25 protein-coding genes and 1 pseudogene are annotated in these 25206 nt (G+C 69.9%); 2 read left to right on the forward strand and 24 right to left on the reverse strand.

The features are described 5' to 3' along the window. Positions 1–117 precede the first annotated feature (117 nt). From ACZ4N4_RS45280 to ACZ4N4_RS45370, 19 genes and pseudogenes are all read right to left on the reverse strand, one after another. Positions 118–438 carry a hypothetical protein gene (locus ACZ4N4_RS45280; RefSeq protein WP_467600422.1) on the reverse strand — a complete coding sequence of 107 codons (321 nt, stop codon included), beginning with the start codon at positions 436–438 and terminating at the stop codon, positions 118–120. Positions 439–579: 141 nt separating this feature from the next. Continuing rightward, positions 580–792, reverse strand: coding sequence for a hypothetical protein (locus tag ACZ4N4_RS45285; protein WP_467600425.1), 213 nt, complete (start codon positions 790–792; stop codon positions 580–582). Between the two features lie 557 nt (positions 793–1349). Continuing rightward, entirely contained in the window at positions 1350–1841 is a 492-nt protein-coding gene (locus ACZ4N4_RS45290; protein WP_467600508.1) for a hypothetical protein, read from the reverse strand. A gap of 26 nt (positions 1842–1867) precedes the next feature. After that, positions 1868–2125 (reverse strand): annotated as a pseudogene (locus ACZ4N4_RS45295) (alcohol dehydrogenase catalytic domain-containing protein); the annotation flags it as partial. Between the two features lie 55 nt (positions 2126–2180). Then, a complete protein-coding gene (locus tag ACZ4N4_RS45300; RefSeq protein WP_467600428.1) occupies positions 2181–3326 on the reverse strand; it encodes a hypothetical protein in 1146 nt (381 codons plus the stop codon). 4 nt (positions 3327–3330) lie between these two features. Then, positions 3331–5376: a methyltransferase, FxLD system gene (gene fxlM / locus ACZ4N4_RS45305; RefSeq protein ID WP_467600431.1), complete on the reverse strand. Its 2046-nt coding sequence runs from the start codon at positions 5374–5376 to the stop codon at positions 3331–3333. A gap of 37 nt (positions 5377–5413) precedes the next feature. Further along, the gene (locus ACZ4N4_RS45310; protein WP_467600434.1) at positions 5414–6484 is read right to left on the reverse strand and encodes a lanthionine synthetase C family protein; all 1071 of its coding nucleotides are present in this window, start codon (positions 6482–6484) and stop codon (positions 5414–5416) included. Beyond that, positions 6481–8520 (reverse strand): lantibiotic dehydratase family protein, encoded by a 2040-nt coding sequence (locus ACZ4N4_RS45315; RefSeq protein ID WP_467600437.1) that lies wholly within the window; start codon positions 8518–8520, stop codon positions 6481–6483. The genes ACZ4N4_RS45310 and ACZ4N4_RS45315 overlap by 4 nt, the downstream gene beginning before the upstream one ends. An 80-nt stretch (positions 8521–8600) precedes the next feature. Further along, complete coding sequence (locus ACZ4N4_RS45320) at positions 8601–8786, reverse strand: FxLD family lanthipeptide (RefSeq protein WP_384577158.1); 186 nt, start codon at positions 8784–8786, stop codon at positions 8601–8603. Positions 8787–8915: 129 nt separating this feature from the next. Next, on the reverse strand, positions 8916–9515 hold the full coding sequence (locus ACZ4N4_RS45325) for a DUF6624 domain-containing protein (protein WP_467600441.1): 600 nt from the start codon (positions 9513–9515) through the stop codon (positions 8916–8918). Next, positions 9512–10075, reverse strand: coding sequence for a hypothetical protein (locus tag ACZ4N4_RS45330; RefSeq protein WP_467600505.1), 564 nt, complete (start codon positions 10073–10075; stop codon positions 9512–9514). The genes ACZ4N4_RS45325 and ACZ4N4_RS45330 overlap by 4 nt, the downstream gene beginning before the upstream one ends. A gap of 83 nt (positions 10076–10158) precedes the next feature. Next, positions 10159–10641, reverse strand: a complete 483-nt coding sequence (locus ACZ4N4_RS45335; RefSeq protein WP_467600444.1) for a LuxR C-terminal-related transcriptional regulator — start codon at positions 10639–10641, stop codon at positions 10159–10161. A 25-nt stretch (positions 10642–10666) separates the two neighbouring features. After that, positions 10667–11899 carry a cytochrome P450 family protein gene (locus ACZ4N4_RS45340; protein WP_467600447.1) on the reverse strand — a complete coding sequence of 411 codons (1233 nt, stop codon included), beginning with the start codon at positions 11897–11899 and terminating at the stop codon, positions 10667–10669. 13 nt (positions 11900–11912) lie between these two features. Then, positions 11913–13091 carry a cytochrome P450 gene (locus ACZ4N4_RS45345; protein ID WP_467600450.1) on the reverse strand — a complete coding sequence of 393 codons (1179 nt, stop codon included), beginning with the start codon at positions 13089–13091 and terminating at the stop codon, positions 11913–11915. Then, entirely contained in the window at positions 13088–13678 is a 591-nt protein-coding gene (locus ACZ4N4_RS45350) for a GTP-binding protein (protein ID WP_467600453.1), read from the reverse strand. Before ACZ4N4_RS45350 ends, ACZ4N4_RS45345 begins: the two co-directional genes overlap by 4 nt. Continuing rightward, positions 13656–14012, reverse strand: coding sequence for a DUF742 domain-containing protein (locus ACZ4N4_RS45355; RefSeq protein ID WP_393844078.1), 357 nt, complete (start codon positions 14010–14012; stop codon positions 13656–13658). The genes ACZ4N4_RS45350 and ACZ4N4_RS45355 overlap by 23 nt, the downstream gene beginning before the upstream one ends. Then, positions 14009–14419 (reverse strand): roadblock/LC7 domain-containing protein, encoded by a 411-nt coding sequence (locus tag ACZ4N4_RS45360; protein ID WP_393844079.1) that lies wholly within the window; start codon positions 14417–14419, stop codon positions 14009–14011. Before ACZ4N4_RS45360 ends, ACZ4N4_RS45355 begins: the two co-directional genes overlap by 4 nt. Beyond that, positions 14416–15876 carry a sensor histidine kinase gene (locus ACZ4N4_RS45365; RefSeq protein ID WP_467600456.1) on the reverse strand — a complete coding sequence of 487 codons (1461 nt, stop codon included), beginning with the start codon at positions 15874–15876 and terminating at the stop codon, positions 14416–14418. The genes ACZ4N4_RS45360 and ACZ4N4_RS45365 overlap by 4 nt, the downstream gene beginning before the upstream one ends. Then, positions 15873–17720 carry a glycoside hydrolase family 15 protein gene (locus ACZ4N4_RS45370; protein ID WP_467600460.1) on the reverse strand — a complete coding sequence of 616 codons (1848 nt, stop codon included), beginning with the start codon at positions 17718–17720 and terminating at the stop codon, positions 15873–15875. Before ACZ4N4_RS45370 ends, ACZ4N4_RS45365 begins: the two co-directional genes overlap by 4 nt. A 1184-nt stretch (positions 17721–18904) precedes the next feature. Here ACZ4N4_RS45370 and ACZ4N4_RS45375 point away from each other — a divergent pair. After that, the gene (locus tag ACZ4N4_RS45375) at positions 18905–19303 is read left to right on the forward strand and encodes an ATP-binding protein (RefSeq protein WP_467600463.1); all 399 of its coding nucleotides are present in this window, start codon (positions 18905–18907) and stop codon (positions 19301–19303) included. Next, positions 19303–20367, forward strand: a complete 1065-nt coding sequence (locus ACZ4N4_RS45380) for an aldo/keto reductase (protein WP_467600466.1) — start codon at positions 19303–19305, stop codon at positions 20365–20367. The genes ACZ4N4_RS45375 and ACZ4N4_RS45380 overlap by 1 nt, the downstream gene beginning before the upstream one ends. Here the strand turns inward: ACZ4N4_RS45380 and ACZ4N4_RS45385 are convergent. The 5 genes from ACZ4N4_RS45385 to ACZ4N4_RS45405 are packed head-to-tail and all read right to left on the reverse strand — an operon-like array spanning position 20340 to position 25179. Further along, complete coding sequence (locus tag ACZ4N4_RS45385) at positions 20340–20852, reverse strand: NUDIX domain-containing protein (protein WP_467600469.1); 513 nt, start codon at positions 20850–20852, stop codon at positions 20340–20342. The genes ACZ4N4_RS45380 and ACZ4N4_RS45385 overlap by 28 nt on opposite strands. Then, positions 20849–22117: a hypothetical protein gene (locus tag ACZ4N4_RS45390; RefSeq protein WP_467600472.1), complete on the reverse strand. Its 1269-nt coding sequence runs from the start codon at positions 22115–22117 to the stop codon at positions 20849–20851. The genes ACZ4N4_RS45385 and ACZ4N4_RS45390 overlap by 4 nt, the downstream gene beginning before the upstream one ends. Positions 22118–22131: 14 nt before the next feature. Then, on the reverse strand, positions 22132–22611 hold the full coding sequence (locus ACZ4N4_RS45395) for a PPC domain-containing DNA-binding protein (RefSeq protein ID WP_467600475.1): 480 nt from the start codon (positions 22609–22611) through the stop codon (positions 22132–22134). 34 nt (positions 22612–22645) lie between these two features. After that, positions 22646–23644, reverse strand: a complete 999-nt coding sequence (locus tag ACZ4N4_RS45400) for an asparaginase (protein WP_467600478.1) — start codon at positions 23642–23644, stop codon at positions 22646–22648. 38 nt (positions 23645–23682) lie between these two features. Next, positions 23683–25179, reverse strand: coding sequence for a hypothetical protein (locus ACZ4N4_RS45405; protein ID WP_467600481.1), 1497 nt, complete (start codon positions 25177–25179; stop codon positions 23683–23685). Positions 25180–25206 lie beyond the last annotated feature (27 nt).

The raw sequence follows: 25206 nt of genomic DNA on the forward strand, positions 1-25206 counted from the left end.
GCTGGGCGATGATCGGCATCATGGTCCGCCGCCTGACCCGGGTGGGGCCTGCTTCCCGGGCGGGTCGGTGCCCGTTGACCCGAACTTCGGCCTGATAGCGCGGCGTGGTCAGCAACATCAGTCTGGCCCGTGTTCGTCCCCGAGGAGCAACGTCACCATCGCTTCGAGATGCTGGTCGCCCACCTGCGGAACAGTCCAGTTGTTGCTACGCGCGTGCTCAATGAACGCTGGGTCGAGCTCCACGTGGTAGCGCCACACATAGTGGGCCAGGTCGGAGTACCACAGCCAGTGTCCATCCGTGAGTAGGTGCAGCCCCCCGATGAGGGCGCCAGTCTCGCTCAGCACGTCAGGCACAGCCGAAGGCGTGGCGACCAAGGTCGTGCCGGCGCGCAGGTACTGAACAAGATCGCCTTCATGCTGCGGCGCAGCCGTTCGCACAGCAGCCCGGATCGACGGCCCGTCCGGACGGCCCTATTCCAACTCCTTGAAGCCGCCGACGATGGGGAACTTGTCGGAGATCACCCGGCCGAGCCTAGAGCACCCGCCGAGAGGCCACCGACCCAGATCTCAAACGCGGTCTTAGACCGGGGGCCACTTCACGCAGGGCGCGGGCTCACGTCCGAAGGACGTCGGGTTCGGGGACAGCTTCGCGAAGGCCCGACCGGTGTCATAGGTCAGTTCCCACACACGGGAGTTGGGACGGTTGTGGGAGACGTTGCGTTCGGACACGGGGCCGACGATGGCCTGGGCCCATTCCCGCAGTGCGGGTGGAATCGGGGTGGTGGCGCTCATGCCCCCCACCTCGGTTCCGGGCGTGATGTATCCGCGATGGCGGCCGAGGCACTGCCGCACATCGTCACCAGGGATCGAGCAGCAGTCGCCCGGACGGCCCCGGGCTGTCCAGGGAGAGGATGGGTGGTGGCGAGGGTGGGGTTCATGGAGTCTCCTGAGGTTGACCGGACGAGAGGACGTGCCGGTGGCCGGCGCGGACGGCGGTTACCAGCACGCATCACCAACAGAGCGGCCCGCAGGCCGGATTGGGGATGACTGATGATGACCGGGACAACGAGCGGGCCACCGCTTTCGAACACGCGTGTTTGAGTCGCGTCCGTGCCGTGGAAATTCCGGGGCACGTAGGTCGCACACCCCGGCGTTGCGGGACCGGCGGGGGCGTCGGCCGTGGCCGAATCGCCGCGAACCGATGCTCCCGTGGCCCACGAGACGCCGGGCGCGACGTCGGACTCCGGCGGCGTCGGCGGAGAGCGCGGTTCGTGCACGGGGCGGCGGTACGGGCGCCCGTGCCCAAAACCTGCGGTGTTGCCGAGCCTCTTTGCCGTGCCTCGTCCCTGTCATACGGCGGTGCTCAGCCTCCGTTGCACCGCGGGGCGGCTGAAGTGGGCGATGACGAGAGCGTGGTCGGTCACCCGTCGTACGTCTTTGGTGGCGATGACCTCGACGCCCAGGAGCGCTCGATTCCAGTCGGGAGTACCGAGGAGCCAGTCGATCCGCTGTGGAGGGCCCTGGTCCGTGCGTCGCAGGCTGCCGGTGGCGGCCAGGGCGTCCTTCTGCTGCAGGACGGGGCCCACGTAGTGGGCGAGGTCGCTGAAGACCGCTTCCGGGGCGCCGGTAAGGATCTCGCTCGGCTGAGTGTCGGAGACTCGTTTGCCGTCCCGCTCGATGGTGCGCTGCTGGAAGTGAACCGGGTCTTCGACCTTGGCTTTGTCGAGGAGTTCGGTGGTCCCGTCCGCCGCGCGGTGAGGGTAGCTGTTGGCGTCCATGCCGATCTGCTTGGCCGACGGGTCGGTGCAGTAGACCACGCGCCGCTGAGACAGGCGGCGCACTGGCCACAGAAGGTCTGGTCGCAGACGATGCCCCGGTCCCCGGGTGCCACGGTGGTGACGCCCGCACCGATGGCTGCGACGGTGCCGCTGGCCTTGTGTCCGAGGACGGTGGGGGCGGGGTAGGAGAAGGCGCCGACGGCGAAGTGGAGGCCGGTGCCGCAGATCCCGGCGGCGGCGATGCGCACCAGGACCTCGCCGGGCTGCGGCTCGGTGAGCTGGAAGTTGCGGACTTCCAGGGGCTGCCCGGGGGCCCACAGGAGGGTGACCTGGCAGGTGATGGTCACGAGCCCTCTAATTCTGTGGTCAGGTAGGGCGGGCTGTGATGTTGTGTTCGATCACTCATGTGGTTTGCGGTACTTCCGCCAGGGGACTGCCTGGTGCCGCCTTGTCGTCGTGCAGAAGTCGCTTCAGCTCGGCTTCGCCGAGGGCGACAGACTCCGACAGAGACCGCTGGTGATCCGCGGGCAGGGTGCCGGCACCGAGACCTGCGGCCCTGACCACCGAGCCGAGCGAAGATGCCCGCTTGGTGCTGAGGATGGCTCGGGCAGACGGGTCGTCCAGCACTTCACGCGCGGCGTAGGCATCGAGACGGGCCACTTCGGCGAGAGCTTCGAGGAGCGCGCTCGACTGCGGCCCGTTGGCGTTGAGTTCCAAAGCGGCCAGGCCCGCCCGGGTCTGGAACACGGCGGTCGAGGGCTCGGGATCGGCCAGGAGCGAGGCGGCTGCGCGCTGGGCCTGGTCGAGGTCAGCCCTCGGCAGCCGTGCCTCGGCGGGGCGGCAGTGGACGCGCAGGAGCTGGCCGACGGCGGTCTCCCAGGGGGCCATGGGCTGGGTGGTGTCGATCAGGTCGCGGGCCTGCCCGTCCAGCCCCTGCTCCATGAGAGCCATGATCTTGATCTGGCGGCCGTCAAGGAGGCGGTTGCCGATGCCGCGGTGCTGGGCCATGGCGTCGGCCGCCTCAGTCCACCGGCCGATGCGGGCGAGGGCGCGGGCACCGTCCACGAGCAGGGTGACGTACAGCTCCTGGCACACCGTGCGGTGGTCCTCGTCCGTGCCGGTCAGAGCAGACAGGTCGATGGTGCGGCCGTCGATGTCGGTCTTGTTCCGGTGTCGGGCAGCGTCGTTGAGGCAGAGCAACAAGCTGTAGGCGAGTTCGCCGTGGCCGGCGCGGGCCTGCAGCCGGGAGAGGTTGACCAGCGGCATCAGCGACATGAGGGCGACCCGGCCGCTGAGGCGTCCGGCGTCGGCGAAGACCTGGTGCTGGCGCCAGCACAGATCCTCGGCCAGGTCGGGCAGGCCGACGTCGGAGGCGATGAGCGCGGCGTAGTTGAGGACCCCGCAGGTGCGAGCCACCAGGTCGTGGTGGCTCGCACCTGCGGGCGCGACGGTCAGCCCGGTGAGGTGGTTGATGCGCTCCTCCAAGGGGAGCGCGGGCGCCTTGGTGCGGCGGACCAGGGGGATGCGGCTGGCTATCGCGGGGATCATCGGCTCAGCTCTTTCGCGCCCAGTCGACGACCAGTCGGCTGTAGGGCTTGTCGATGATGAAGCGCGGGTCATCCGCCGTCAGCCGGTCGCGGGAGTCGGCGACGGCCATCCGGAAGCCCGGCTCGGGGGCGTCGTTGCCGCCGGTCGCGTCCCAGGCGCGGATCTCACTCACGACGCGGTCGGCGAGGTCGGCGCCGCCCTGGCCGTGGCCGATCACGCCGACCTCCCAGTACCGGCCCTTCTCATCCTCGCCCTCGCGGATGGTCAGGTACGCGAGCGAACCGCCGTCGAGAGCGGCCATGGAGCCCCAGCCGAAGTGGGGGGTGAACCCGGGGCGCTGGCCCGGCAGGCGGGAGAGGCCGTTGGGCAGGACGGCGGCCAAGTACAGGTAGAGCCACTCCCACGCCGAGCCCTGCCGGAACTTCACCCCGGTGTAGAGCTTGGTCTGCTGGTGGTCGAGGACGGAGCGCAGGGCGTCGCGGTCGACGTCCTGCTCGCTGAAGGTCTCCAGACGCACGTTGCCTTCCCCGGCCATGGGCAGGAGGGTGTACACGTCGTCGCAGACGCCCTTGCGTAGGGGGACGAAGGTGGCCATCTCGCAGGAGACGGTCTTCCACGTGTCGCCGTCGCGTTCGAAAGCGAAGGAGCGGGAGACGCTGCCGCGGATACGCATCGGCAGCACGAGTCGTCCGTTGGGGGCGAGTTGGTCGAGGATTTTCACGGGGACGTCGCCGGCGCCGACGGTGAAGATGATCCGGTCGTAGGGGGCATGCTCGGGCAGCCCGGCTGCGCCGTCGGCCATGACCGCGGTGGCGTTGTCGACGCCGACATCGTCGAGGTTCTTGTTCGCGCCAGCGACGAGGTCCTGGTCCACGTCGAGGGTCCACACCTGTCCGCCAGGGGAGACGATCTTGCCGAGGAGCGCGGCGTTGTAGCCGGTGGCGGCGCCGGCTTCCAGGACCTTGTGGCCGGGCTGGGCGCCGAGCTGTTCGAGCTGGGTGGCGACGATGGACGGCGCGGAGATACAGGAGATCATCTCTCCGTGCTCGTCGTGCTTGATCGGGACGGCGTCCTCCTTGTACGCGATCTCCAGGTCGACGCCGGGCAGGAAGGCGTGTCGGTCGGTGGTGCGGAAGGCGTCGATGGCCGCCTGGCTGCGCAGGTGGCCGCTGTCGACGAGCCGCCGGGCGAGGGTTTCGCGCAGCTGGTTGGGGTCGGTTACGGGTGTCACGGTGGTCTCCATTCGAGGGAGGCTGGGGTCCGCCAGGACGGACTTGCGGGTAGACACGTCCGCTCCTTCTCCGGTGGAGAAGGCGACGTGACGGCCGAGCCACGCGGTGGCGGCCTGCGCGTCTGCAGGCACCCCGGCGCGGTTGAACGCGAAGATCGCGTGATGGGCGATGACGCCCCGGATTCCGCGTATCAGCCGGCCGTCGGCGGCGAGCCGACGCAGGCGGCGGCCGGCGTCCTCGAATGCGGCGACGCGCTCGTCCCAGCCCGCCTCCGCGTCGGGGCGCCGGGCGGCGTCCGCGTTCATCAGCCGCCGCATCGCGGCGAAGGCTTTCTCCAGAGCGGGCCCCTGGGGCGGGGTGACGGGGGGCCGCAGGGCGGCCCACCGGGCGTACACGTCTCCGGCTTCGAACGGGTCCAGTCCTGCTTCGCGGATCATGGCGGACAGCAGCATCACGCTGCGCTCGCGGGCGCCGGGGGCGCCGGTCTCGGCGAGCGCGGCCGGGCTGTCGGCGCAGAACACGTCGTGCGCGACCTCCATGCCTTCGGAGCCGCCGAAGGCATGGGTCTCCGGTTCGTAGATCCCGTCCATCCAGCCGGTGATCACGCGGTCGGCGACGAGCTGGTCCAGCAGGCCGGTGGCGGGCTGTTCGGTGCGCAGGCGCACGCCGACGTCTTTGCGCAGGAAGTGGAAGCGGCGCCCGGCCAGCGCGGTCGCCAGGGCCCGGGCAGCGTCCGTGTGCGGGTCGGGGAAGGCCACGGATGCGTGCCACCAGGATGTGTCCGGGGGGATCGGCAGGTTCTCGTCGTCGAAGGTCATGGGCAGGAAACTCCTTGCGAGGCGGCGGGGGAGAGGGTCAGGTGAGCAGGAGGACACGAGTCCAGCCGGTGGTGTCGGCGGCGTTCAGGGCAAGTTGGGCGCCGGCGCGGCCTTCCATGAAGCCGGGTTTCGGTAGGCGCTCCCAGTCGTCGGCCAGTCGTCGGCGCAGGTCCTGGATGATCGGGGTGAAGCGTGCGGGTGCGGGGCTGTCGGCGGCGACCGCGCGGGTGAGCATCAGCAGCCCAGCCCACCCGTGGCAGAGGGTCGAGTCGGTGATGCGGGCAAGCCGCAGCGGGTCGGTCAGGATGGTCTCGACGGTGTCCTCGGCCGCCCGGCGACGGGCGGAGTCACCGAGGGCGAGCGCGGCGAGCTGCTGGGAGCGGGCGATGCCGGGCTGGCCGTAGCACCAGGACTGGCGAGCCGAATCCGCTGCGGGCGGCTGGTCGGCCTCCAAGTGCGCTGCGGTGGACCAGTAGTGGGCGCCGTGCCGGTCGAGCCAGGTCGCGAACGTGCCGACCGCCTCCTCCTGGCCGGGGACGCTGACTCCAGCGCGCAGGGCGAGGGAGAGCACTGACAGGGGCCCCGCGATTCCGTGGGCCATGCCGTTGTTGCCGTGCCCGCCGGCCATCTCCTTCCCGTCAGGGCCGACCGACGACCACCACCCGGGCAGCATCCGTCCGTCACAACGGACGGGGTGAGCGAGCGCGACGAGGCAGGCAAGAACGTCGGGCAGCCGGGGCGCGATCGGGCGGCGGGACAGCAGCAAGGCGGCGAGCCCGGTCAGACCGCGGATGAGGTCCCATTCGGCGAGGCGGGGCAGAACGTCGGCCGCCTGACGGCGGTGGGCGGCGGCGAGCCGGGCATCCACGACGCGGTCGACGGCCGCGCGGACGTCGTCGCCGGCCCCGTGGGCGCGGGCCAGGACGAACTCCAGGGCGGGGGCACCGTGAAAGAGGCTGGCGTTGCTGCCGATGCTCACCCCCCGGACGGTGGCCTGGGCGAGGTGGCGGCGGGCGGTGGAAAGGTCCCTGCGCTCGATGTCGAGCAGGGCCATCCCCAGGGCGCCCTCGGACAGGTCCTGCGTACGGGGCACGGTCGTCGTGGTCATGAGCGCCTGGCCAGGGGCACGACGATGCTGTGGGCCCGGCCGCCGATCCACCCGTCGGCGTCCGGCGGGGGTGCGTCGTACAGGGTGGCGATGCCGAAGGGGCTGGCGTCCAGGTGCGCGCGCAGGAGGTCCAGGTCGACGTCGCGAGTGAGGTCGAGGGGCAGCTGCTGGTCGTCCTCGGCGAGCAGAACCCGCTCGGGCACCCGGAACCGGGCACGCCAGGCGTGGAGTTGGTCCGCCCACTGCTGGAGTGGGGCGGTGCGGGCGGGCAGGGAGCGGCTGCGGATCTTCCACCGGGCGGCGGTGAGGATGGTGCGCCGGTAGGTGAGGGCTGGGGTGAAGGGCAGGGTCCAGGCGGCGCCCCAGTCGAACCAGGTCACCTGCGGGGACACGGCCCGGCTGATCTCGCCGAGGAAGCGGGCCATCGGCGGGGTGTAGTGGTTCCACAGGAAGTTGATCGCGGTGGGGGCCAGCAGCTCCAGTCGCTTGCCCGTCGCGGACTCCACCAGCCGGGGCCGACCATCGGTGACGGTGATCGCGAGGTCGCGGGGAAGGAGGACGTGCGGGCTGGGGCGGCGGAATTCGCCGACGCTGACGATCCGGGGCAGGGCCTGGGGCGCGCGGGTGAGCAGGTCGGCTGGCACTCGCCCGGCGGGGAAGGAGAGTTGCGCGGTTTCCGCCTCCGGGTCGACGGTGGGCAGGTTCGTGTAGGCCGTCTCGGTGCCGGGGAACAGGTGCCAGAACCGGCCGGTCATCGACCCGGCCGAGCGGGAGACGGTCAGCACGCGCAGCCGGAAGTCGCCCCGGTCCAGGGCCGGAACAGAGGCGGCGTGGACCTGTGCGGCCAGTTCGAGGTGGGGAGCCAGATCGCGGGGCTTGTCGCCCGCTGCTGCTTCCAGTTCCTCGATCATCGCCCCGGTCACCGTAACGATGCGGCTGCCTTCGGCGGCGGCGGTGCCAGCCAGCTCCAGCAGCAGGCGGTCACGCCGGGACATCGGCCGGGGCGGTTCGCTAGCCGTAACAAACCCTGCAGGGAAGCCCACGCCCCGGTCAGGGTCCGTCACCGCTTCCACCGGCATTGCGGTGTTCTCGCCGTAGCGCTCGGAGAACTGTTCGATCCACCGCCGCCAGGTCGGTGTCCCGGTCGGATGGGTGACCAGGCGGGCCAGGACGGTCGCGGCGGTCTCCACTTCGGTCAGCACCTGCTCGGGCAGCCGCACGTCGGCGTCCAGCCGCAGGTCGCACGCTGTCCGCAGGTCGGCGGCCTGAGCGCGCGCCGCGGGCGGCAAGACGTCGGTGGGGTCGGCGACGGTGGCGGGCGCGCGCAGCGAGGAGCGCAGCAGCCGCACCCGCAGCAGTTCACCCAGCAGCCGGTTGCGCGCGGTACCGCTCACGGCGGGGAACTCCGCGGCCAGCTTGTCCGACAACTGGCGGTACCCGATCGGCGATCGGGCCAGGCCGAGTACGAGACGCAGTGCGGGGCTCAGAGCGAGACGGAACTCGGCGTCGCCCTCGGAGGGCACGTGGATGTGCTGGTCGCGCTGATAGATCAGGGTGTTGACGCAGACCTCGGCGTCGGCCATGCGCGCAGCGTCGCTCTCCCACGCGCTGAGCACCTCATCGAGCCTGACCGGCTCGGGGCGGGTCACGGCCTGGTGCTCGTCGCCGATGCGAACGGACGTGGTCTGGGCGAAGCCGAGCGGGGCGACGCCGGCGAACAGGCCATAAGGGGTGGAGCGGCGGGCGTAGCGGATCGCGTAGCGGGCGGTGGACAGCGCCGCCCGCCGCATCCGGCGCACCTTCGGTGTGCGGCCGTCGATGATGGCCTGTACCTGATGCGCAAGGTGAAGGCTCGCCTGCGACACGGTGTGGTGGAAGTCGGTGTCGGACCACACCGTGCTCAGCCACGCGCGCCACTCATCCACGGGCGCCGTGGTCGCCGGCCAGGGCGGCATGGCGGGCTCGGTCGTGTGGACCGCGGCGCGCAGCATGGCCTGCCCCGCCGCTTCGTACAGGCTGGGCCGGTGCCGTGTCATCAGGGCTCTCCTCATCTTCTGCGTGGCGGGCGGGCCGGACAGGGAGAGCCCCGCCGGCCCGCATTGCCGGGTGATCCGGCTTACGAGGTGGTGCAGGCGCTGGGGCAGGAGCTGCCGCAGTTGTCACCCGTGCTGCACATCAGGACCGTCTCGGTCGCCGGCGTGCCCTCGATGAAGGTGATGTCGAGTCCGAACGGGTCGTCGTCGGTCTTCACGAGGTCCGCCTGCGCGGGGGCGGTCGGCCTCTCGGCCTGGATGGCGGTCATGCATGCCTCCTAGGAGTGATGGATGGTGCGGGATGCCGAGGCCCGGTCGGGCCCCGGGGTCTGCTGCCGGACGGCGATGGGCGGCGAAGTCGCCTGAGGGTCGCGCGTCCGGAAGGGGGTGTCGTGCCGTCAGGCTGCTGCGGGCTGCGCTTCTTTACGCGGCCCCGCGAGGACGACGGTCGGGGTTTCATCGGCAGAGCCGTCAGGCGTGTACCGGCGGTGCACCGCCTTCAGTGCGATGGCGATCGGCGGTAGACCCACGGCGGCTCTGCGTGTGTCGACGGACTCCGGCGCACGCAGCGGGCACAGCTCGATGCCGTCGGCGCGCAGCACGAGCTGGGTGCCGTACTCCTGGTCGCGCCCGCTGGTGATGAGGGCGCGGTCGTGCAGGTGCGCCCAGTGCTGGACCAGCGCGTCGCCAGCCTGGACTGCACGCCCGAGGAGGGTGGCGGCGGCGCGCTGGAAGTCGGGTTCGTCGTCGCTGTGCAGGGCGATGCTCCACGCGGCACGGGCCGCGTCGGGGCCGACGAGGCGGTGGCCGGGCCAGTCGTGGTCGGCCAGGATGCGGCGCAGCACCTTGGTGTTGGCGTGGTCGGTGTGCCGGCCCTGTCCGAGTTGGACGGCGTCGAGCTGGTCGCGCACCCGTCTGGCCCGGTGAGCGGCCGATTCCGTGGCGCGGGTGATCAGCTCGCGGGCGAGGTCGGGCCGCTGCGGTTCGGCGGTTGTCACGCGTTGCTCCGATCGTCCGGGGCCGGCTGAGGCACGTGGACCTGGCAGCTGATCAGTGCGCGGAGCCCGGGGCGGGGCTCGGCGGGGAGTTCGAGGCGGGCGACTCGATCGCCGTCGCGTCCGGGGCCGGATCCGCGCACGTCCCAGCCGGTGTCGGTGAGTCGATGCAGGAGGGCAGCGAGGGGTTCGGCTTCGAGGGCGTGGCGGGCCAGGGTTTCGGCTCGTACGACGTGGAGGTCGAGTCGGGCGGCGAAGTCGGATGCCCACAGGGTGATCAGGAGGGTGATGTTGTCGGACTGGCCGGGCAGGGTGTGGAGGCAGCCCAGGAAGAGGCACGGGCCCTGGCCCCATCCGAGGTGGGGGTCGTGCTCGGGGACCATGCAGGCCAGCAGCCTCCCGTCCTCGAACAGCCCGGCGGACACGGTCTGCGCCTTGCGGAAGAGTGCCGGGATGTCGGCGCGGGCGGGTACGGGCAGGCCGTGCAGGCTGAGCCAGCGCTGGCGGTCCTGGACGAGGGCGGCGGCTTCCTCGCGCTCGGCTGCGGTGCGCAGCATGCGCATCTCGTAGATGGCGGTCGGCGGTGTCGGCGTGAACGGGACGGGGGCGGAGCGATCCTCGCTGGCCGTGGGGGTCGTGGGCCGGGTCACTGGCTTGCCCCGCTTCGCGTCGCGTGGGCGGCTTGCTCGGCCGGCAGCAACTCCCAGCTGTGCGCCAGCACCACCAGTGCGGTGGTGTCCTGTGCCCTTGTGGCAGCGAGGAGTTGGCCGAGGGCGGTGCGCAGGTCGGCCGGGGCGAGGCCGGCGGCGAGGGCGATGTCGCGGGGCAGGGTGTGCTCGGCGGCGGCCTTGAGCAGGCTGATCTGCTCGGGGCTGAGATCCGGAGCGGACCGCGGCGGTGTCGGGGCGGTGATCTGCCCGGAGTCGAGGAGGCGGTGGGCGACGACGGCGAGGGAGCAGCGTTCGGGGCAGGCCAGCTTCCAGCGCACGGCGCGCAGCGTGGAGCGGACGGTGTTCGGCTTGAGCTGGGTGGCGGCTGCGATCTCGCGGGCATCCAAGCCCTTGATCACGTGTTGGGCGATGCGCCGTTCGGACGGGGTGAGGGGCTGTGTTGGGGTGAGGGCGGTCATGGCAGGTTTCCTCGTTGAGGGCCGGTCAGTCGGTCGTCGTGGGGCGCAGCAGGACGGGGACGCTGGTGTGTCCGTTGCTGATGAGGCTCGGCAGGCGCTGTAGGTCCTCGCGCCGGGTGGCGAGCTGGGCGTCGGGGAAGCGCTCGAAGAACAGGCGCAGGACGATGGCGACTTCAAGGCGGACCAGCGGTGCGCCGAGGCAGAAGTGGACGCCGTGCCCGAAGGCGAGGTGTTCCTTGCTGATCCGGGTGGCGTCGAACTGGTCGGCGTCGTGGTGCAGGCCGGGGTGCCGGTTGGCGGCGGCGTAGGAGGCGAGGATGGCGTCGCCGGATTGGATGGTCTGCCCGTCGGGGAGCGGGATGTCGGTGAGGGCGTAGCGCAGGGGCAGGTGCTTGACCGCGGGCTCATGCCGCAGGGTCTCTTCGACGATGTCCTGCCAGGTGCACCGTCCGTCCCGGATGTGGGCGAGCTGGCGCGGGTCGGACAGCAGGGTGGTGAGGGCCTGGTCGATGACGTTGACGGTGGTCTCGTACCCGGCGCTGATCATCAGCAGGAGCGTGTCGCGCAGTTCGGCGTCGCTGAGGGCGGAACCGTCGCCTTCCTCGTCGCGGGTGGCGATCAGCAGCGAGGTCATGTCCTCGCCGGGCGTGGTCCGCCTGGTGGCGATCAGGGCGTCCAGCAGGCGGTAGAGGGCGGTGGCGTTGGCCGCCTGTCCCTTGGCGGTGAGGTGGGTGGCGAACACGTTGTCGACCACGGTGCGGAACTCGGCGCGCTGGTCGGTGGGGACGCCCATGAGCTGTCCGATGACGGCGATCGGCAGCGGGTAGGCGAGGTGCTCGCGCAGATCGACGCTGTCCCCGGCCGGGAGGGCGTCGAGACCGTCGAGCAGGCCGGTGACCAGGGTCTCGATGCTCGTCTGGAGGGCGGCGGTGCGGCGGGCGGAGAGGGCGGGGGCGACCATGCGGCGCAGGCGGCTGTGGTTCGCGCCGTAGGCGGTGAACATGTTCTCCACCGCGACCCACAGGGCCAGCGGCCAGGTGGGGACGGTCTCGGCGAAGGCCGGCCAGTGGGCGCGGCCGTTCTTGGAGACGTCCTTGCTGGTGAGCAGCTGCTTGAGGAGGGCCGGGTCGGAGACGGACCAGGCGCGCACGCCGAGGATGTCCACGAGGGTGGCGGGGCCGCGCTCGCGCAGGGCCTGGTGTTCGGCGTCCGGGTCGCTGCCGGTGGGGTCGAGGAAGAGTATCTGCTGTTCGGGCACGTCGGGGTCTCTCTCAGCTGGTGGGGAAGGTGACCGGCAGGGTCACCAGGGAGCGGTGGAAGGGGCCGGGGCGCCAGGTGAGGTCCTCGCGGCGGGTGGCGAGGTCCATCTCGGGCAGGGCGTCGAGGACGTGGAGGATGGCTGCCTCGGCGATGAGGTAGGCGTGCGAGCTGGCCGGGCAGCTGTGCGGGCCGGCGCCCCACGCGAGGTGGGCGCGGTTGCCCAGCGGCGCGCGCCCGCCGAGGTCGGGGTCGTTGTTGCAGGCGGCGTAGCTGATGACCACCGGCTCGTCGGCCGGGAGCAGGTAGCCGCCGATGTCGGCCGGCCGGGGCGGGTAGCTCATGGAGAAGTTCGCCAGCGGAGGGTCGCGGTACAGGACCGTGTCCAGGGCTTCGCGGACTGAGGCATCGCCGGCGTGCAGATCCCCGGAGAAGTCAGGGTTGGTGAGCATCTCCAGGAGCGTGTTGGTGATCAGGTTGGTCAGCGGTTCGATGCCCGCGCCGTAGAGGGTGATGAGCTGTTGGCCCATCTCGGTGTCGTTCAGCCGCGCGACGTGGACGAGGAGCCTGCTGGTCACGTCGTCGCCGGGATGCGCCCGGCGCAGGGAGACGAGGTCGGTGACGGCCTGGGCGAGGATCTGGTTGCCGATGGAGGCGTTGACCCCGTCGAAGATCTTGGACATGCCGTCCGCGATCCGCCGCCCGACTTCGTCGGGGCAGCCGAGCAGGTGGCTGAGCGTCTGGAAGGCGAGCGGCCAGGCGTACTGGGCCAGCAGGTCGGCCTTTCCCTCGGCTGCGAAGGCGCTGATGGTCTGGGCAGCGACCTGCTCGACGTGATCGCGCAGCGCGTGCTGGTCGACGGCCTGCAACGCGGCGGTGTTCGCGGCCCGGTAGCGGGCGTGCTCGGCGCCGGCGGAGCGCAGGGCGTTGGGTCGGTACTCCATCATCGGCCGAATCGGGCAGGTGTCCGGGACGGTGACCTGCCACCTGCGCGGGTCGGCGGGGAAGCGCTGTGGGTCGCCGAGGATACGGCGGGCCGCTTCGTAGCCGACGACCAGTGTGGCGGGCACTCCGGGCGCCAGGTCCACCGGGACCAGGGGACCGAACTGCTCGCGCATCCGCTGGTAGAAGGCGTGCGGGTCTTGGGCGAAGTCCGGCTCGTACAGGGAGATGCGAGGGGGTGCTGTGCTCACGGTCGGGGCTCCAGACGTGCGAGGTATTCGGTGAGCTGGATCAGGGCCTGCATGCACGACGCCCGCTGGCGGGCGTCGCACACGGTCAGCGGGGTGTGTCCGCCCAGGGCGAGCGCCTCGTGGATCTCGGCGAGCGGATAGCAGGGTGCACCGTCGAACTCGTTGACCGCGACCGCGTACGCCACTTCGGCCTCTTCGAGGAGGGTGAGGATCTCGTGGGAGGCATCGAGGTCGCGGGGGTCGACCAGGACCAGGGCGCCGAGGGCGCCGACGATCAGCTCCTCCCACAGGAACCGGAACCGGGCCTGGCCCGGGGTGCCGAACAGGTACAGCACCAAGTCGTCGCCGAGGTGCTTGCGCCCGAAGTCGACGCCGATGGTGGTGGTGGACTTCTCCGGCGTGCGATCCAGTTCGTCGACCAGAGCGCTGGCCTGGGTGATGGTCTCTTCCATGTGGACGGGCGGCACTTCGGAGACGCTGCCGACGAAGGTCGTCTTGCCCACGCCGAAGGCTCCGGCGACCACGATCTTCGCGGTCGCCGTCACCGTTGGCGCGACGAACCGGTCAGGCGTGACGGCGGAGGCCATGAAGGACCCTTTCGATCAGTGAGGCGGGAGGGCGTTCGGCGTCGTGGCCCTGGGCGAGGGTCATCAGCCCGAGTCCGATGAGATCGGCGACGAGGATGCGGGTGGTCGAGGGCGGCAGGGCGAGTTCGGAGGCGATCTCCGCGACGGCCAGACCGCCGCCGCGGGCGCCGGCGAACAGAGCCAGCAGGCGGCGTCCGTCGGCATGGAGTCCGGGGTGGGTGCCGGTCGCGGCGAAGACCACGCTCTCCAGGCGCACGTCCGTGCCGGGGCGGGTACGTCCGCCCGTGCGGACGTAGGGCCTGACCAGGTCGGGATCTGGCCGCGGCCTGCTCATGCCGGTGAGGCTTCCACGCCGCTGGTCACCCGGGTCTTGACACCCAACTGGTCGCCCACGCTGCCCGCCAGCCGCAGGGCGGCCTCGCTGATCACACCGACGTCGACGTGGGGGCTGCTGGTACGGACGGCGAGCATCGTGTTCTGGCCGGCCGGGATGAGCAGGGAGATGTGGTCGACCGACTCCATGACGAACTGGCGCACGCCTCCGCCGCCCGTCTCGCGGTCGAAGGCCCGCGACGCCGCCCACAGCGTCGAGGTGATTGCGGCGATCTTCTCCGCCGGCTCCCGCTGGAGGCGGGGAGTGTAGTCCGGGCTCATGCCGTCGGCCGCGACCAGCACGGCGTACTCCACGCCGTCGGTCTCCTCCAGGCGCTCCAGAAGCCAGCCGATGTTCTTCTCGCTCATGCCTCGTGTCCTTGCTTGTCAGGGGTCAGGGAGGGGGCGGCGTCAGGTTCGGCGCGTGCCGCCTGGGTGCCGCGGGCCCAGGAGGCGATCACGCTCGCGCGTCCCGGCTCCGCGTTGACCGGGCGGCGGGCGGGAGCAGGTGCCGGGGTGCCGCGCCGGTTGCGCCGTGTCAGCCCGCTGGCCGTAGTGCCGGCCGCGGCTGGATCATCGAGGCGCTCGTCTGCCGGCGGGTGCGCAGGGACGGGGACGGGCTGCGGTTCTTGCACGGGCGGGGCCAGTGCCAGGCGGCTCTCCGGCACGGGTGCGAGCGTGCCCTGCGGGACGCTGTGCGCGGTTGGTACGGCAGCGGGTGCCGCCTCGGCCAGGGTGGTGAGGAGGTCCTCGGGCAGGGTGAGGAGCGCGCGGGTGCCCAGCAGCGCGTTGGGCGCCTGGACGTCGACCCGGAAGCCGTAGTCGCGCGCGAGAGCAGCGGCCACCCGAAAGCCGGTCTTGGGAAGGGCGCCGAGATGTGTGATGTCGTCGCTCCGCTGGCCGGAGAGGACGTCCCGGGCCTCGTCGAGCTGTTCAGGCGTCATCTGCAGGCCGCTGTCGTCCACGATGACGGTGACCCCGTGGTGGCCCTGCTCGAAGGAGACGTGGACACGGGATATCGGCGGGGAGAAACGCAGCGCGTTGTCCAGCAGGAGGGCGAGAGTGTGCACCACGGGCCCGACGACACGGGTCTTCACCGCGAGGGGCAGCTCCTGCGGTGCCACGCGTTGGTAGTCCTCGACATAGCCCATCGCGGCCCGCACCACATCGGTCAGGGTCGTGGTGGTCCAGTGTCGGGTCAGCTTGCCGCCGGCCAGGACGGTCCAGCCCTGTGCGACCAGCAGCGTCTGCTGGACGGTGCGGTCGATCCCGGTCAGCGTCTCGAAGGCGGCGTCGTCCTGGTGCGCCCGGACCCCCTCGCTGACCCTGCGGCTGGTCCGGGCGGCCATACCCACCAGCGCCGACGACACACTGCGCACCGCAGCCTCGGTCGATCGCACGGCGTTCGCCTGCACGCGGGCGATCTCGGCCTGCGCGTCGGTATGCGAACGGCGCAGCTCCTCCGCCCCATGTGTCTTGACCTGTTCGATCTCCTGGTGCGCGGCGTACCGGATGTCACGGACGATGGCCTGGGCGAGGCCGGCAGTGGCCTTGGCCACGAGCTCCAGCCGCTCGCCGACCGCGGTGCCGGTCAACTCCGGCGGCAGAACAGGCGGAGCAACCCGGCCGCCGGCCGTGTGGATCTGCGGCAGCACCTCGTGGACCAGCCGATCCAGGGCCTGCTCGATGGCCTGCTGTTCTCGGGTCAGCAGATGTGCTTGGTGCCGTGCCGCGAGCCAGCGGCGACGGGTGACCCAGACCATTGCCGAGGCGATGACGGCCGCGAGGGCGAGCAGGACGAGCGTGGTGATGGCGGGCGTGTTCATCGGGCACTCGCCGCCACGAGGACGTCCGCGTCGGCCGTAGGCGCACTCGCGCCAAGCTGCTGCAGCAGGAGCGCGGATCCGATGACCCCGATGTGGCTGTACGCCTGCGGGAAGTTGCCCAGCTGCCGCCCGCTGGTGGGGTCGTACTCCTCGGCGAGCAGGCCGAGGTCGGTGCGCAGGGCCAGCAGCCGCTCGAACAGGGCGTGGGCTTCGTCCAGGCGGCCGGTCAGGGCGAGCGCGTCGACCATCATGAACGAGCAGAGGAGGAAGGTCCCGTCGTTACCGGTCAGGCCGTCGAGCCCGGTGCGCTTCCCGGTGGTCCGGTACCGGTGCACGAAGCCCTCGGGGGTGGACAGTTCCCGGCGGACCGCTTCCACCGTTCCGACCACGCGCGGGTCGTCCGGTGGCAGGAAGCCCACCCGGGGGATCAGCAGCAGGGCGGCATCAACCTCCTGCGATCCGTAGGACTGGGTGAAGGTGTTGCGCTCGGCGTCGAAGCCACGGGTGCACACGTCGCGGTGGATGGCCTCGCGCAGCTCGATCAGTGCGAACATGTCGGCTTCCATGGCGCCGGCCTCGATCAGGCGGATGGTGCGGTCGACGGCCACCCAGGTCATGATCTTGGAGTGGACGAAGTGCCGTCGCTTTCCGCGGACTTCCCAGATCCCTTCGTCGGGCATCTGCCACCGCTCGGCGAGGTGTTCAACGAGTCGCTGGTGGAGGACCGCAGTGTCGCCGCAGTGGGCGACGCCGCTCTCGTGCGCGAGGTAGAGGGTCTCGATCACGTAGCCGTAGACATCGAGCTGCACTTGGTCGGCCGCGCGGTTGCCGATCCGGACCGGTGCGGAGTTCTCGTATCCGGGCAGCCAACCCAGCTCCCGCTCCGACAGGTCCCGCTGGCCGGTGATGCCGTACATGATCTGCAGGTTCTCCGGATCGCCGGCCACCGCCCGCAGGAGCCACCGGCGGAAGGAGCCGGCCTCCTGGCGGATGCCGGACCCGAGCAGTGCGGCCAAGGTGGTGGAGGCATCGCGCAGCCAGGTGTAGCGGTAGTCCCAGTTCCGTTCGCCCCCGAGTTCCTCGGGCAGCGATGTGGTCGGCGCGGCGACGATGCCCCCGCTGGGCGCGTACGTCATCGCCTTCAGGGTGATGAGCGAGCGGAGGACGGCGTCGCGGTAGGGCCCGGTGTAGGTGCACTGGCTCGTCCAGTCCTCCCAGAACGCCAGGGTCGCCTCCAGCGCGGCTTCGGGCTCTGGGATCTCGGGCGGGCTGCCGTGGGAAGGGCTCCAGCTCAGCACGAAGGCCACGCTGTCGCCTGCGGTGACCGTGAAGGAGCCGACGATAGCCCCGTTCTTCTCCCGCTGCTCAGTGGCCGTGTCCAGCCACAGCGCGTCCTCGCCGCCCTCGGCCACTATGCGCCCGCCCACCTCGTGGCCCCACGGACTGATTCGGCCGTAGCCTGGGCGGGCGCGCAGCGCGGACACCATGAAGACCTGACCGGTCGTGCCTTCCACGATCCGGATCACCTGCGGCGCTCCGTTGCGTGGCGGCATGAAGTCGGTGACCGTCACGCTGCCGGAGGAGGTCGTCCACACCGTCTCCAGCACGAGGGACTCGCCGACATAGCGCCGCTCGACGCTTGCTGCGGAGCCCTCCTGGAAGGCGGCGGCGGGGGCTATGCGCCATGCCCCGTGCTTCTCCGAACCGAGCAGGGCCGGGAACGGGGCCGGCGAGTCGAAGCGGGGCAGGCACAGCCAGTCGATCGAACCGTCATCGCAGACGTGGGCGCTGGTCTGCATGTCGCCGATCAGGCCGTACTGCTCGATGCGCGGAAGCCGTTTCATCGTGTGGATCTCCGTGAGCCCCGCAGATCGGGGGCGGTATCGGGGCTGCCGTAGCGGCCGGGAATTGTGGGTCAGAGGGGCTCGGTGGCTACCGGAGCGGGGAGCGACTGTTCTGCCTCGGTGCGGAGTCCGGTACCGCCACCACCCTGTCTGTTCGCGGCAACGCGCTGGCGGGCGTCTCGACCGGGAGGCAGCGGAAGCCACATGACACAACTCCTCTTCACATCAGGCCAACTGGGCTTGGGTGTGATTGGGCCAACGGTGAATTTGAGCCTCGAAAGAGCTCTCAGCTACGCAGAGTTCGAAGGCGGGGCGTCTCATCAACAACCTCCTTCTGAAGGGTGTGGCTGGGCGAGTCCGACATGCCTGCGTTGCACTTTGTAATTGGTCGGTGGCTGATTGTGGTGCTTGTGTGGCGGCCGCAGTCCACCAGTACGAACTCGCCTGGGTCTTAGGGGGCGATGGGCGAGCGGAGGTGCTGCCCAGTCGAATGGCGTGTGCCTGGCGTTGTGTGAAGCCGTGAATAGCGTTGCCCCTCGGGGGTGTTGCCGGTAGCGAAAACGGACCCCCACTTCTCCCCACTTCGGTGTCGGCGGATGTAGTCGGGAACCGCACACCCTCCGCTAACTCCACGGACAAAAGCGGTTGATTTGGTCATCAGTTGGCACGCTAGGGCTTGTGTGAGTGCCCGTCGCTAGAGATCAGCCGCGCTGTCCCCACTTCACCCCACTTCGCTAGAAGTGCTTGACCGGAACGTTCGAACGGTGATAACTGCGCTCGCGGCGTGATGGTGGGGTTGAAGGGTGCCCCTATGGCGTTCTGCCAGCTAAGAGCCGTTCTCGCGGTTCCTGTCGGCTTCAAGGCGTGATCGGAACCGGGGCGCAGAAGGCATCTTGGTTGATGGTCTCGGTGCTGCGGGAACTGCGTAAATCCCGAACTTTTATGCGGACCCTGCCCTCTATGGCTGTCGTCCGGTCTCGGGAGGCTCGTGTGCCCGGCCACGAAGTGGGGAGAAGTGGGGGGCGTTTTCGCTGTCGCCATCGCTGAGTGATGGGCGACGGTATTCACCAGGACTTGCCAGTCCGTTCCCCCGGGCATCGTGAATGCAGCGAGGAGTGATCCCCGTGCTTGGTCCCACCAGTACCGCTTTGGCACGCGGCCGAGGCCGTGCCGCCGGTGGTCCTGTGAAGCATGCCGCGCTCGACCTTCGCGGCCTCGACGAGCCGCAGAGCGCCGCCCGCCGCATAGTCCGCAGCGCGTTTCCGGAGACCTCTGACGAGGAGTACAAGGACGACGTGGTGCTGGTGGCTGACGAGCTGGTTGGCAACGCCATCGAGCACGCTGGAGGGGCCCTCGGCATCTCTCTCGATCTGTACCCGTGGGGAACGGTGATTCAGGTCCGCGACGGCGGCCAGGACACGGCAGCGGTGCCACGAAATCCGGTGCGGGCCGCCGACGACGATGTGAACGGGAGAGGTCTGTTCCTGGTGGACGCGCTGGCGAGTGCCTGGCGGGTTCAGCACGACGACACGGGGAAACGAATCGTCGCGGTCTTCCTGCATCGAGCGGGTGACACATACTGATGCTGCCGAACGACCTCTCCCACCGCCCCGTAGCCCGGGACTTGCTACTGAGCCCTCTGGGTATTGGTACAGGCACCTCTCGGTGGGCTCCGACCGCCGCTCAGCCGGACGACGCGCAACTGCTCGGCGGGCTGCGCCGCGCCGTGGAGTCCGGTGTGAACCTCATCGACACGGCAGACAGCCACCGGTATGGCCACGCCGAGCGGCTCATCGGCAAGATCCTCAAGGAGAACCCGGGTCACAATGTGCAGGTGTCCAGCACCGTCGGCCGGGTCTGCAGCTCCGCTCCCCACCCGTACGCCGGCCCTCGTGTGCGGCACCAGCTCGAACAGACTCTGGAGAACCTCTACCTCGACGAACTCGCCGTCTATACCCTTGAGTCGTACGACTTCGGAAACGGCGACCGCTACCTCGGCCCAGTCGTCGAGCAGATGCACGTGCTACGGGATCTCGGCCAGATACGAGCGATCGGTCTGCGCGGCCCGGATGGCCATTCCTCGGTCCGCTTTATCCGCCGCTTCCTGGACCTCTTCGACCAGATCCGCCCTGACGTGGTCTGGACGCAGGCGAGTGGCCTTCTCCCGCTGGCAGACATCGGAGACGGCGAGGACCTCGGCGCATTCACCGCACGCCGCGGCGCCAGCCTGCTGATCGCCTCTCCACTGGCCCATGGCGTCCTTGCTGGCTGCCGCCCACGGACGGAGGGCCTGGCGGCCGACCGAGCGGAGGTGCAGACAGCAGCTGTCACGCATGGGCTCGCAGTCCTGTCCAACCGGTTTGGCTCGTCCGCTGATGCCCTTCTCCGGGTGGCCTTACGGTTCATCCTCCACCAGGTGCAGAATGCCGTGGTGGTTGTCGGCGTGGGCGATCGGCAACAAGTCGGCCGATACTTCGACTCTCTCGGCCAGCCCCTGTGCAGCAAGGAGTTGACGGTGATCGAGGAGGTATTCCACCGCATCCGAAGCACGATGAGTCCTATCGCGGACCGCACTTTCTCGACGGTGACCAGCCGAGACGGGCGCGCAGCCGTTCCCGCTCAGCAGGGCACCCCGTTGCGGAGGTAGCGCGGAATTCCGTCGTCGAGCACCTGCAGGGCTTGCTGCGCTCGGACACGCTGCCGGTCCGGCAGCAGACGCAGCGCTTCAGTGACGTCGAAGAAGCCGTGCTCGGAGATTTCCTCGTCGTAGGGCTTCAGCTTGGTGGCCTTTTCGGGCGACAGCACGCCGGCGTCGAAGACGAAGCCGAGGTAGTCGTCCCACGGGCCATGCGGTTCGACCCAGTCGACGCACAGGAACCGCAGGCTGGTGATGTCGAGGTCGAGCTCTTCGCGGAGCTCCCGGCGAAGAGCGGCATCGGGGGGCTCGTTGGCCTCGGCCATGCCCCCGGGAAGGTCCCACCCATCCTTGTATGTCGGGTTCACCAGAAGCAGTCGACCGTCCCCGTCTCGAACCAAGGCATCGGCAGCCGCTCGCTTCCGGGCCTGTTTGGCATTGCCTTCGGCCAGGTAGGCGTTGCGGCCGGGGTCTCCCGGCCTGGGAGCATCGTTCACTGCGGGCCTTCCGGTAGCGCGAGACTGCCGAGCAGCAATCTACGATGCTGAGCAGTGGCAGCCATACGCGAGAGCAGGTCTCGGACCTCGGGCACCTGGCGGTACCGATCAAATTCAGACTGCAACGAGTCGAGTTGACTACTCAGCCGCAGAGAGGTCACCGACTGACAGGCGGTCAGCAACTCCACACCGATCTGGCAGGCCGCATCGACCTGCTCTTGCGCCAGCAAGACCCGCGCCAGCGTGACCTGCCCGAACGCCTTGCTCCGGACCCGGCTTGCGTCGCGTAGCGCCAGTGCCCGTTCCGCATCCTTGGCCGCGGCGTCGAGCGCGCCGAGATCCAGCAGCGCGGAGGCTGCCTCGCTGGCCAGCGCTGCTTCGTCGAACGGTGCCACCCAATGTGAAGCCGGAACGGAATGCGTAAGTGCCAAGGCATCGCGTGCTGAGTCGAGAGCCCGCTGGGCGTCGCGACCCTCATTGAGCTGGGCGAGCGCGCGGGCCTCCATGGCGTGGAGGCGGGCTGAGAGAGCCGGGACCATGGGACCGGCGGCAAGTCGTGCCAGGCCGCTGCGGGCGAGGTCGGCGGCGGCGTTCACCTGCTTGGTCTGCAGAGCCAGGTGGCTCATGCCCGCCAGCACGTTCGCGCCTGCGGTCACGTCTACAAGGCTCTGCGCCAGACGCAGCGCGCGGTCAAAGTGCCCGGAGGCCAGGTCGTCCCGTCCGACATCGTGAGCCATCCACGCCGCCATCTCTGTGAGCACGACCGCCGCCCCGAACACCACCTCGCCGTTCTCACGCTGGTCCGCCGCGCTGAAGAGGGCCGGGGCGACAGCCGTGTTGAGGTAGTGCACCACAGATCGGTAGACGTGGCCGCCGCCGAGCTGGCGGTCCGCGAGCCGGAAAGACTCCATAGCGGCGACGTGCGGCGACAACCCGACGTTTCCCCGCGAGCCTTCGCCGTTTGCCGCTGCCCGAGTCTCCGTCGGCTGGTCGGCGTTCGGCTCGGCTGGCCCGAACAGTTGCTCGGCCGTCTCGTCGAGCAGGTGCTCCAGGACCCGGCATGTTGGGCGCCGCGGCAGCCCCTTGATGTCCCCGACCATCCACCGGTCCCAGGTGGAGCGGGAGACGTACACGGAGGCGAGAGTGGGGTCACCGTCCAGCCGGGCTACCTCCTTGGCAGCCCGCTCGAAGCGCACCGTGAACGTCTCGTAGACGCGCATGCGCCGAGCCTCGACCACCTTCGGGAAGCGGATCGCCCTGCGCATCGCGCTCTCCGTCCTCAGCTGCCCGTGCCGAAGCCAAGGAGGGGGACGTCGTACAGGTTCGGATCGCGGCGTCGGGTCAGCGCCGGGCCCGCCGCGTCGCCGAGGATTTCAACGATGGGGATCTCGCAGATGAACTGCACCTTCGCGCCGAGCAGGTGAGATACCCGCCCGTCGGCCGACGCGCCCTTGATGCCAGCCGCGACGTGAATATGAGGTGCCGGGCAGTCTTTCTCCAAGTCCCACGCGAGTGTCCCGCCGCCGAGCGCCTCAACTGTCTGGACGGTGATCTCCTCCCACAACGGGGCCTCGGGCTCAGCGAGGGGCTCGCAGGAGCCCACTAGGCGCGCCGAGTGGAACCCGCCGACGAACGTCGGGATGTATCCGGACCGAATGCCCTGGTCCTCACAGAACCGCGTGAGTCCGGCAAGGAGGTCCTCCCCGTGGTCGAGGGCGAGAACGAACTGCCGGCCGGAACGGACCTGGGCGAAGCGCATCGTCGGGGGCGTCCTTCGTGCTGGTGGTGGGGGATCAGCGGTAGTCGAGGAAGGCTTTGGCGATCTCCGGGCGCGGTGTTCCTGCGGCCAGGTGGGCGATCAGGAGTAGCCGGGCCTTGTACGGGTCGAGCGTGCCAGCGGCGATCAGGCCCCGGGACAGCAGGTCGCTCTCAGAGCCCGGGAAGGCGTAGGTCGAGGTGAGGACGGGCCCGGTCCCGATGCGTGACGCGAGGACGACGGGCATCGAGGCCGCCAGCGATTCGAGCCGTGGAACCCACGTCTGGGGGACGTGGCCGACGCCGAAGGCTGCCACGACCAGCCCGGAGACCTTGCCCTCCAGCCCTTCCAGCAGGATTCCGCTGCTGCCCAGGGACGCGGTGACGACCTCCACCTCGGATGGGGCGCTGAGCGGCAGCGAGACGGGCCCGATCCTTTGCAGCGGGTGCTGGAGCCGTGCTGTTCCCTCTACGAGGTGCCCGAGAGGGCCGGTCGCCGGGGAACTGAAGGCGGCCGGACTGGTGGTGTGCATCTTCCGGACGTGCCGGGCGGCGTGGATCTCGTCGCCCAGGACGACGAGGACACCATGTTCCCGTGCCCTTGTGCACGTGGCTGTTTGCACGGCGGCCAGGAGGTTCGCCGGGCCGTCGGCACCTGCTGACGCGGCGCTGCGCATGGCCCCGGTGAAGACCACCGGCGCGCTGCCCCAGTAGTAGAGGTCGGTCAGGAACGCGGTCTCCTCCAGGGTGTCGGTGCCCTGGGTGACCACGATCCCGTCGACGCCTTCACGGTTGGCATGCTCCAGTCGGCCCACCAAGTCGACGATGTCGCTGTTCGTCAAGGACGCACCGGGCAGTTTCCGGAAGTCCTCCGCGGTGACCGCAATGTCCTGGAGGCCAGGTACGGCGGCAACTAGATCGGAGCCGGTCAGAGTAGGCGTGACCCCGGACGCCGAGGCGGTGGGTGTCATGGCGATGGTGCCGCCGAGAGCCAGGACGAGAACGGAGCGGTGCGGGGCACGGTCAGCGGAGGACACGAGGGGCCTTTCATGCCTGGAGGCGACGTGGACAGGTCTCATTGGTCGGACGCGAGCTTGCCGAGGAAGAGCAGGGTCTCATCGAGTGCGTTCACTGTCAGCAGGCGGCTACGCGGGCGAACGAGTCCGGCGACACCGTACTCACCGAGCGAGCGGCATCGGGACGTCAACCACTCCCAGTTCAGGCCCAGATAGCCCGAGAGCGCCCGCAGGCGGCTCGCCGAGTCCTCGGCGCCCGACAGGACATCGTTGCCCTGCGCGTCGGCGAACGCAGCCGCGTACGTGCGCAGGTCGCCCCGAGTTGACGTGCTGTCGGCGGCCCAGAGCGCCCCGCCCGGAACCCGCACCCAGTTGGCCACGACGGCTCGCTGCCCGGGGACCAGGGCCACGCCGTCCACCTCCGCGTACTCCGGCTTCGGTATCACCCGCACCTGGATCCCGAAGCGTTCCATGAGAGCGACCGCCAACATGAGCAGGACTCTCTCGTACGGCTCGGATTGCGGGACTTCGGCTTCGGGTACGCAGAAGACCCGGATGGTTGGCGTCGTAGCGCTGCGGAAGCGGGTGAGTGCCTGGAGGTAGTCGAGCTTGTGCTTGAAGAACAGCCATGGGGCGGCTTCCTCCCCACTCTGCTCGCGTGTCCAGAAGGTCGGCACCGCCGTGGCGTTGGCCAGTTCCTGCTGGATGTGCTGGGCGCAGAACGCAGACCCCATCCAGCTGCTGCCCGCTGCGGTGAGGTCGACGAGCAACTGGCTGGGCGCCGATCTCGGCAGGGAAAGGTAGGTACTGATGAGGTGCCACTCGCTGTCGAGGACTTGGTCGTCGGCCAGAAGGCCATCGTCGAGTTGAGTGAGTGCCCAGACGATGCCGTACGTGAGGTCGTCCAGGAGGTAGGCCGTGGGAATCGACAGGGTTCCGGCGGACTGCGATCCCGGCTGGCCCGGCCTGCGGGCGGACGCAGCTTCACGGACGTACAGTTCCAGATCGTCCTGTCGCTCGGCGACACCGACGATGAATCCCCGGCGCGCCGGCCGTAAGAACCCCTCCAGGTTGCGCTGGTCGTCCTTGCTCAGGTCGTCGGGGTTCACTTCCTCGCCCCGCCTCATGACTGGGAGAAGGTGCACTGCGGCGCTCGTCCCGTCCAGACGGTGGCGCCCGGTGATCTCCCAGGTGCCTGCGGGGCCGCCCGCAGGGATCAGCATGCTGGAGGTGGGCCAGCGGGACCCGATCTGCGTTCCCACCGACCCCACAGCCACCGGGGACTCGCTAGAATCGGGCGCCGGGCTGAACAGAACATCAACGGGATACCCGAACATGCGTTCCAAGATCTGCGCAGCTTCACCGCGGGGTCGGCCGTACCAGCGGCCGGAGGACCATCGGTCGAACGTGGTGCGCCCCAGGCTGACCGTGGCGAGGCGGCGGTTGCCGGTCTCGCGGGTGAGCTCCCGGCCGGTGGCCGTGTAGGGCACGCAGAACACTTCCCAGGTGGTGAGGTTCTGCTTCTTCAACAGGAGGCTGAACAGCGTCCGACGCATCGCGGCGGCCCCTCCCTGGGCGTGTGC

The organism is Streptomyces sp. NPDC026538, from assembly GCF_055567535.1.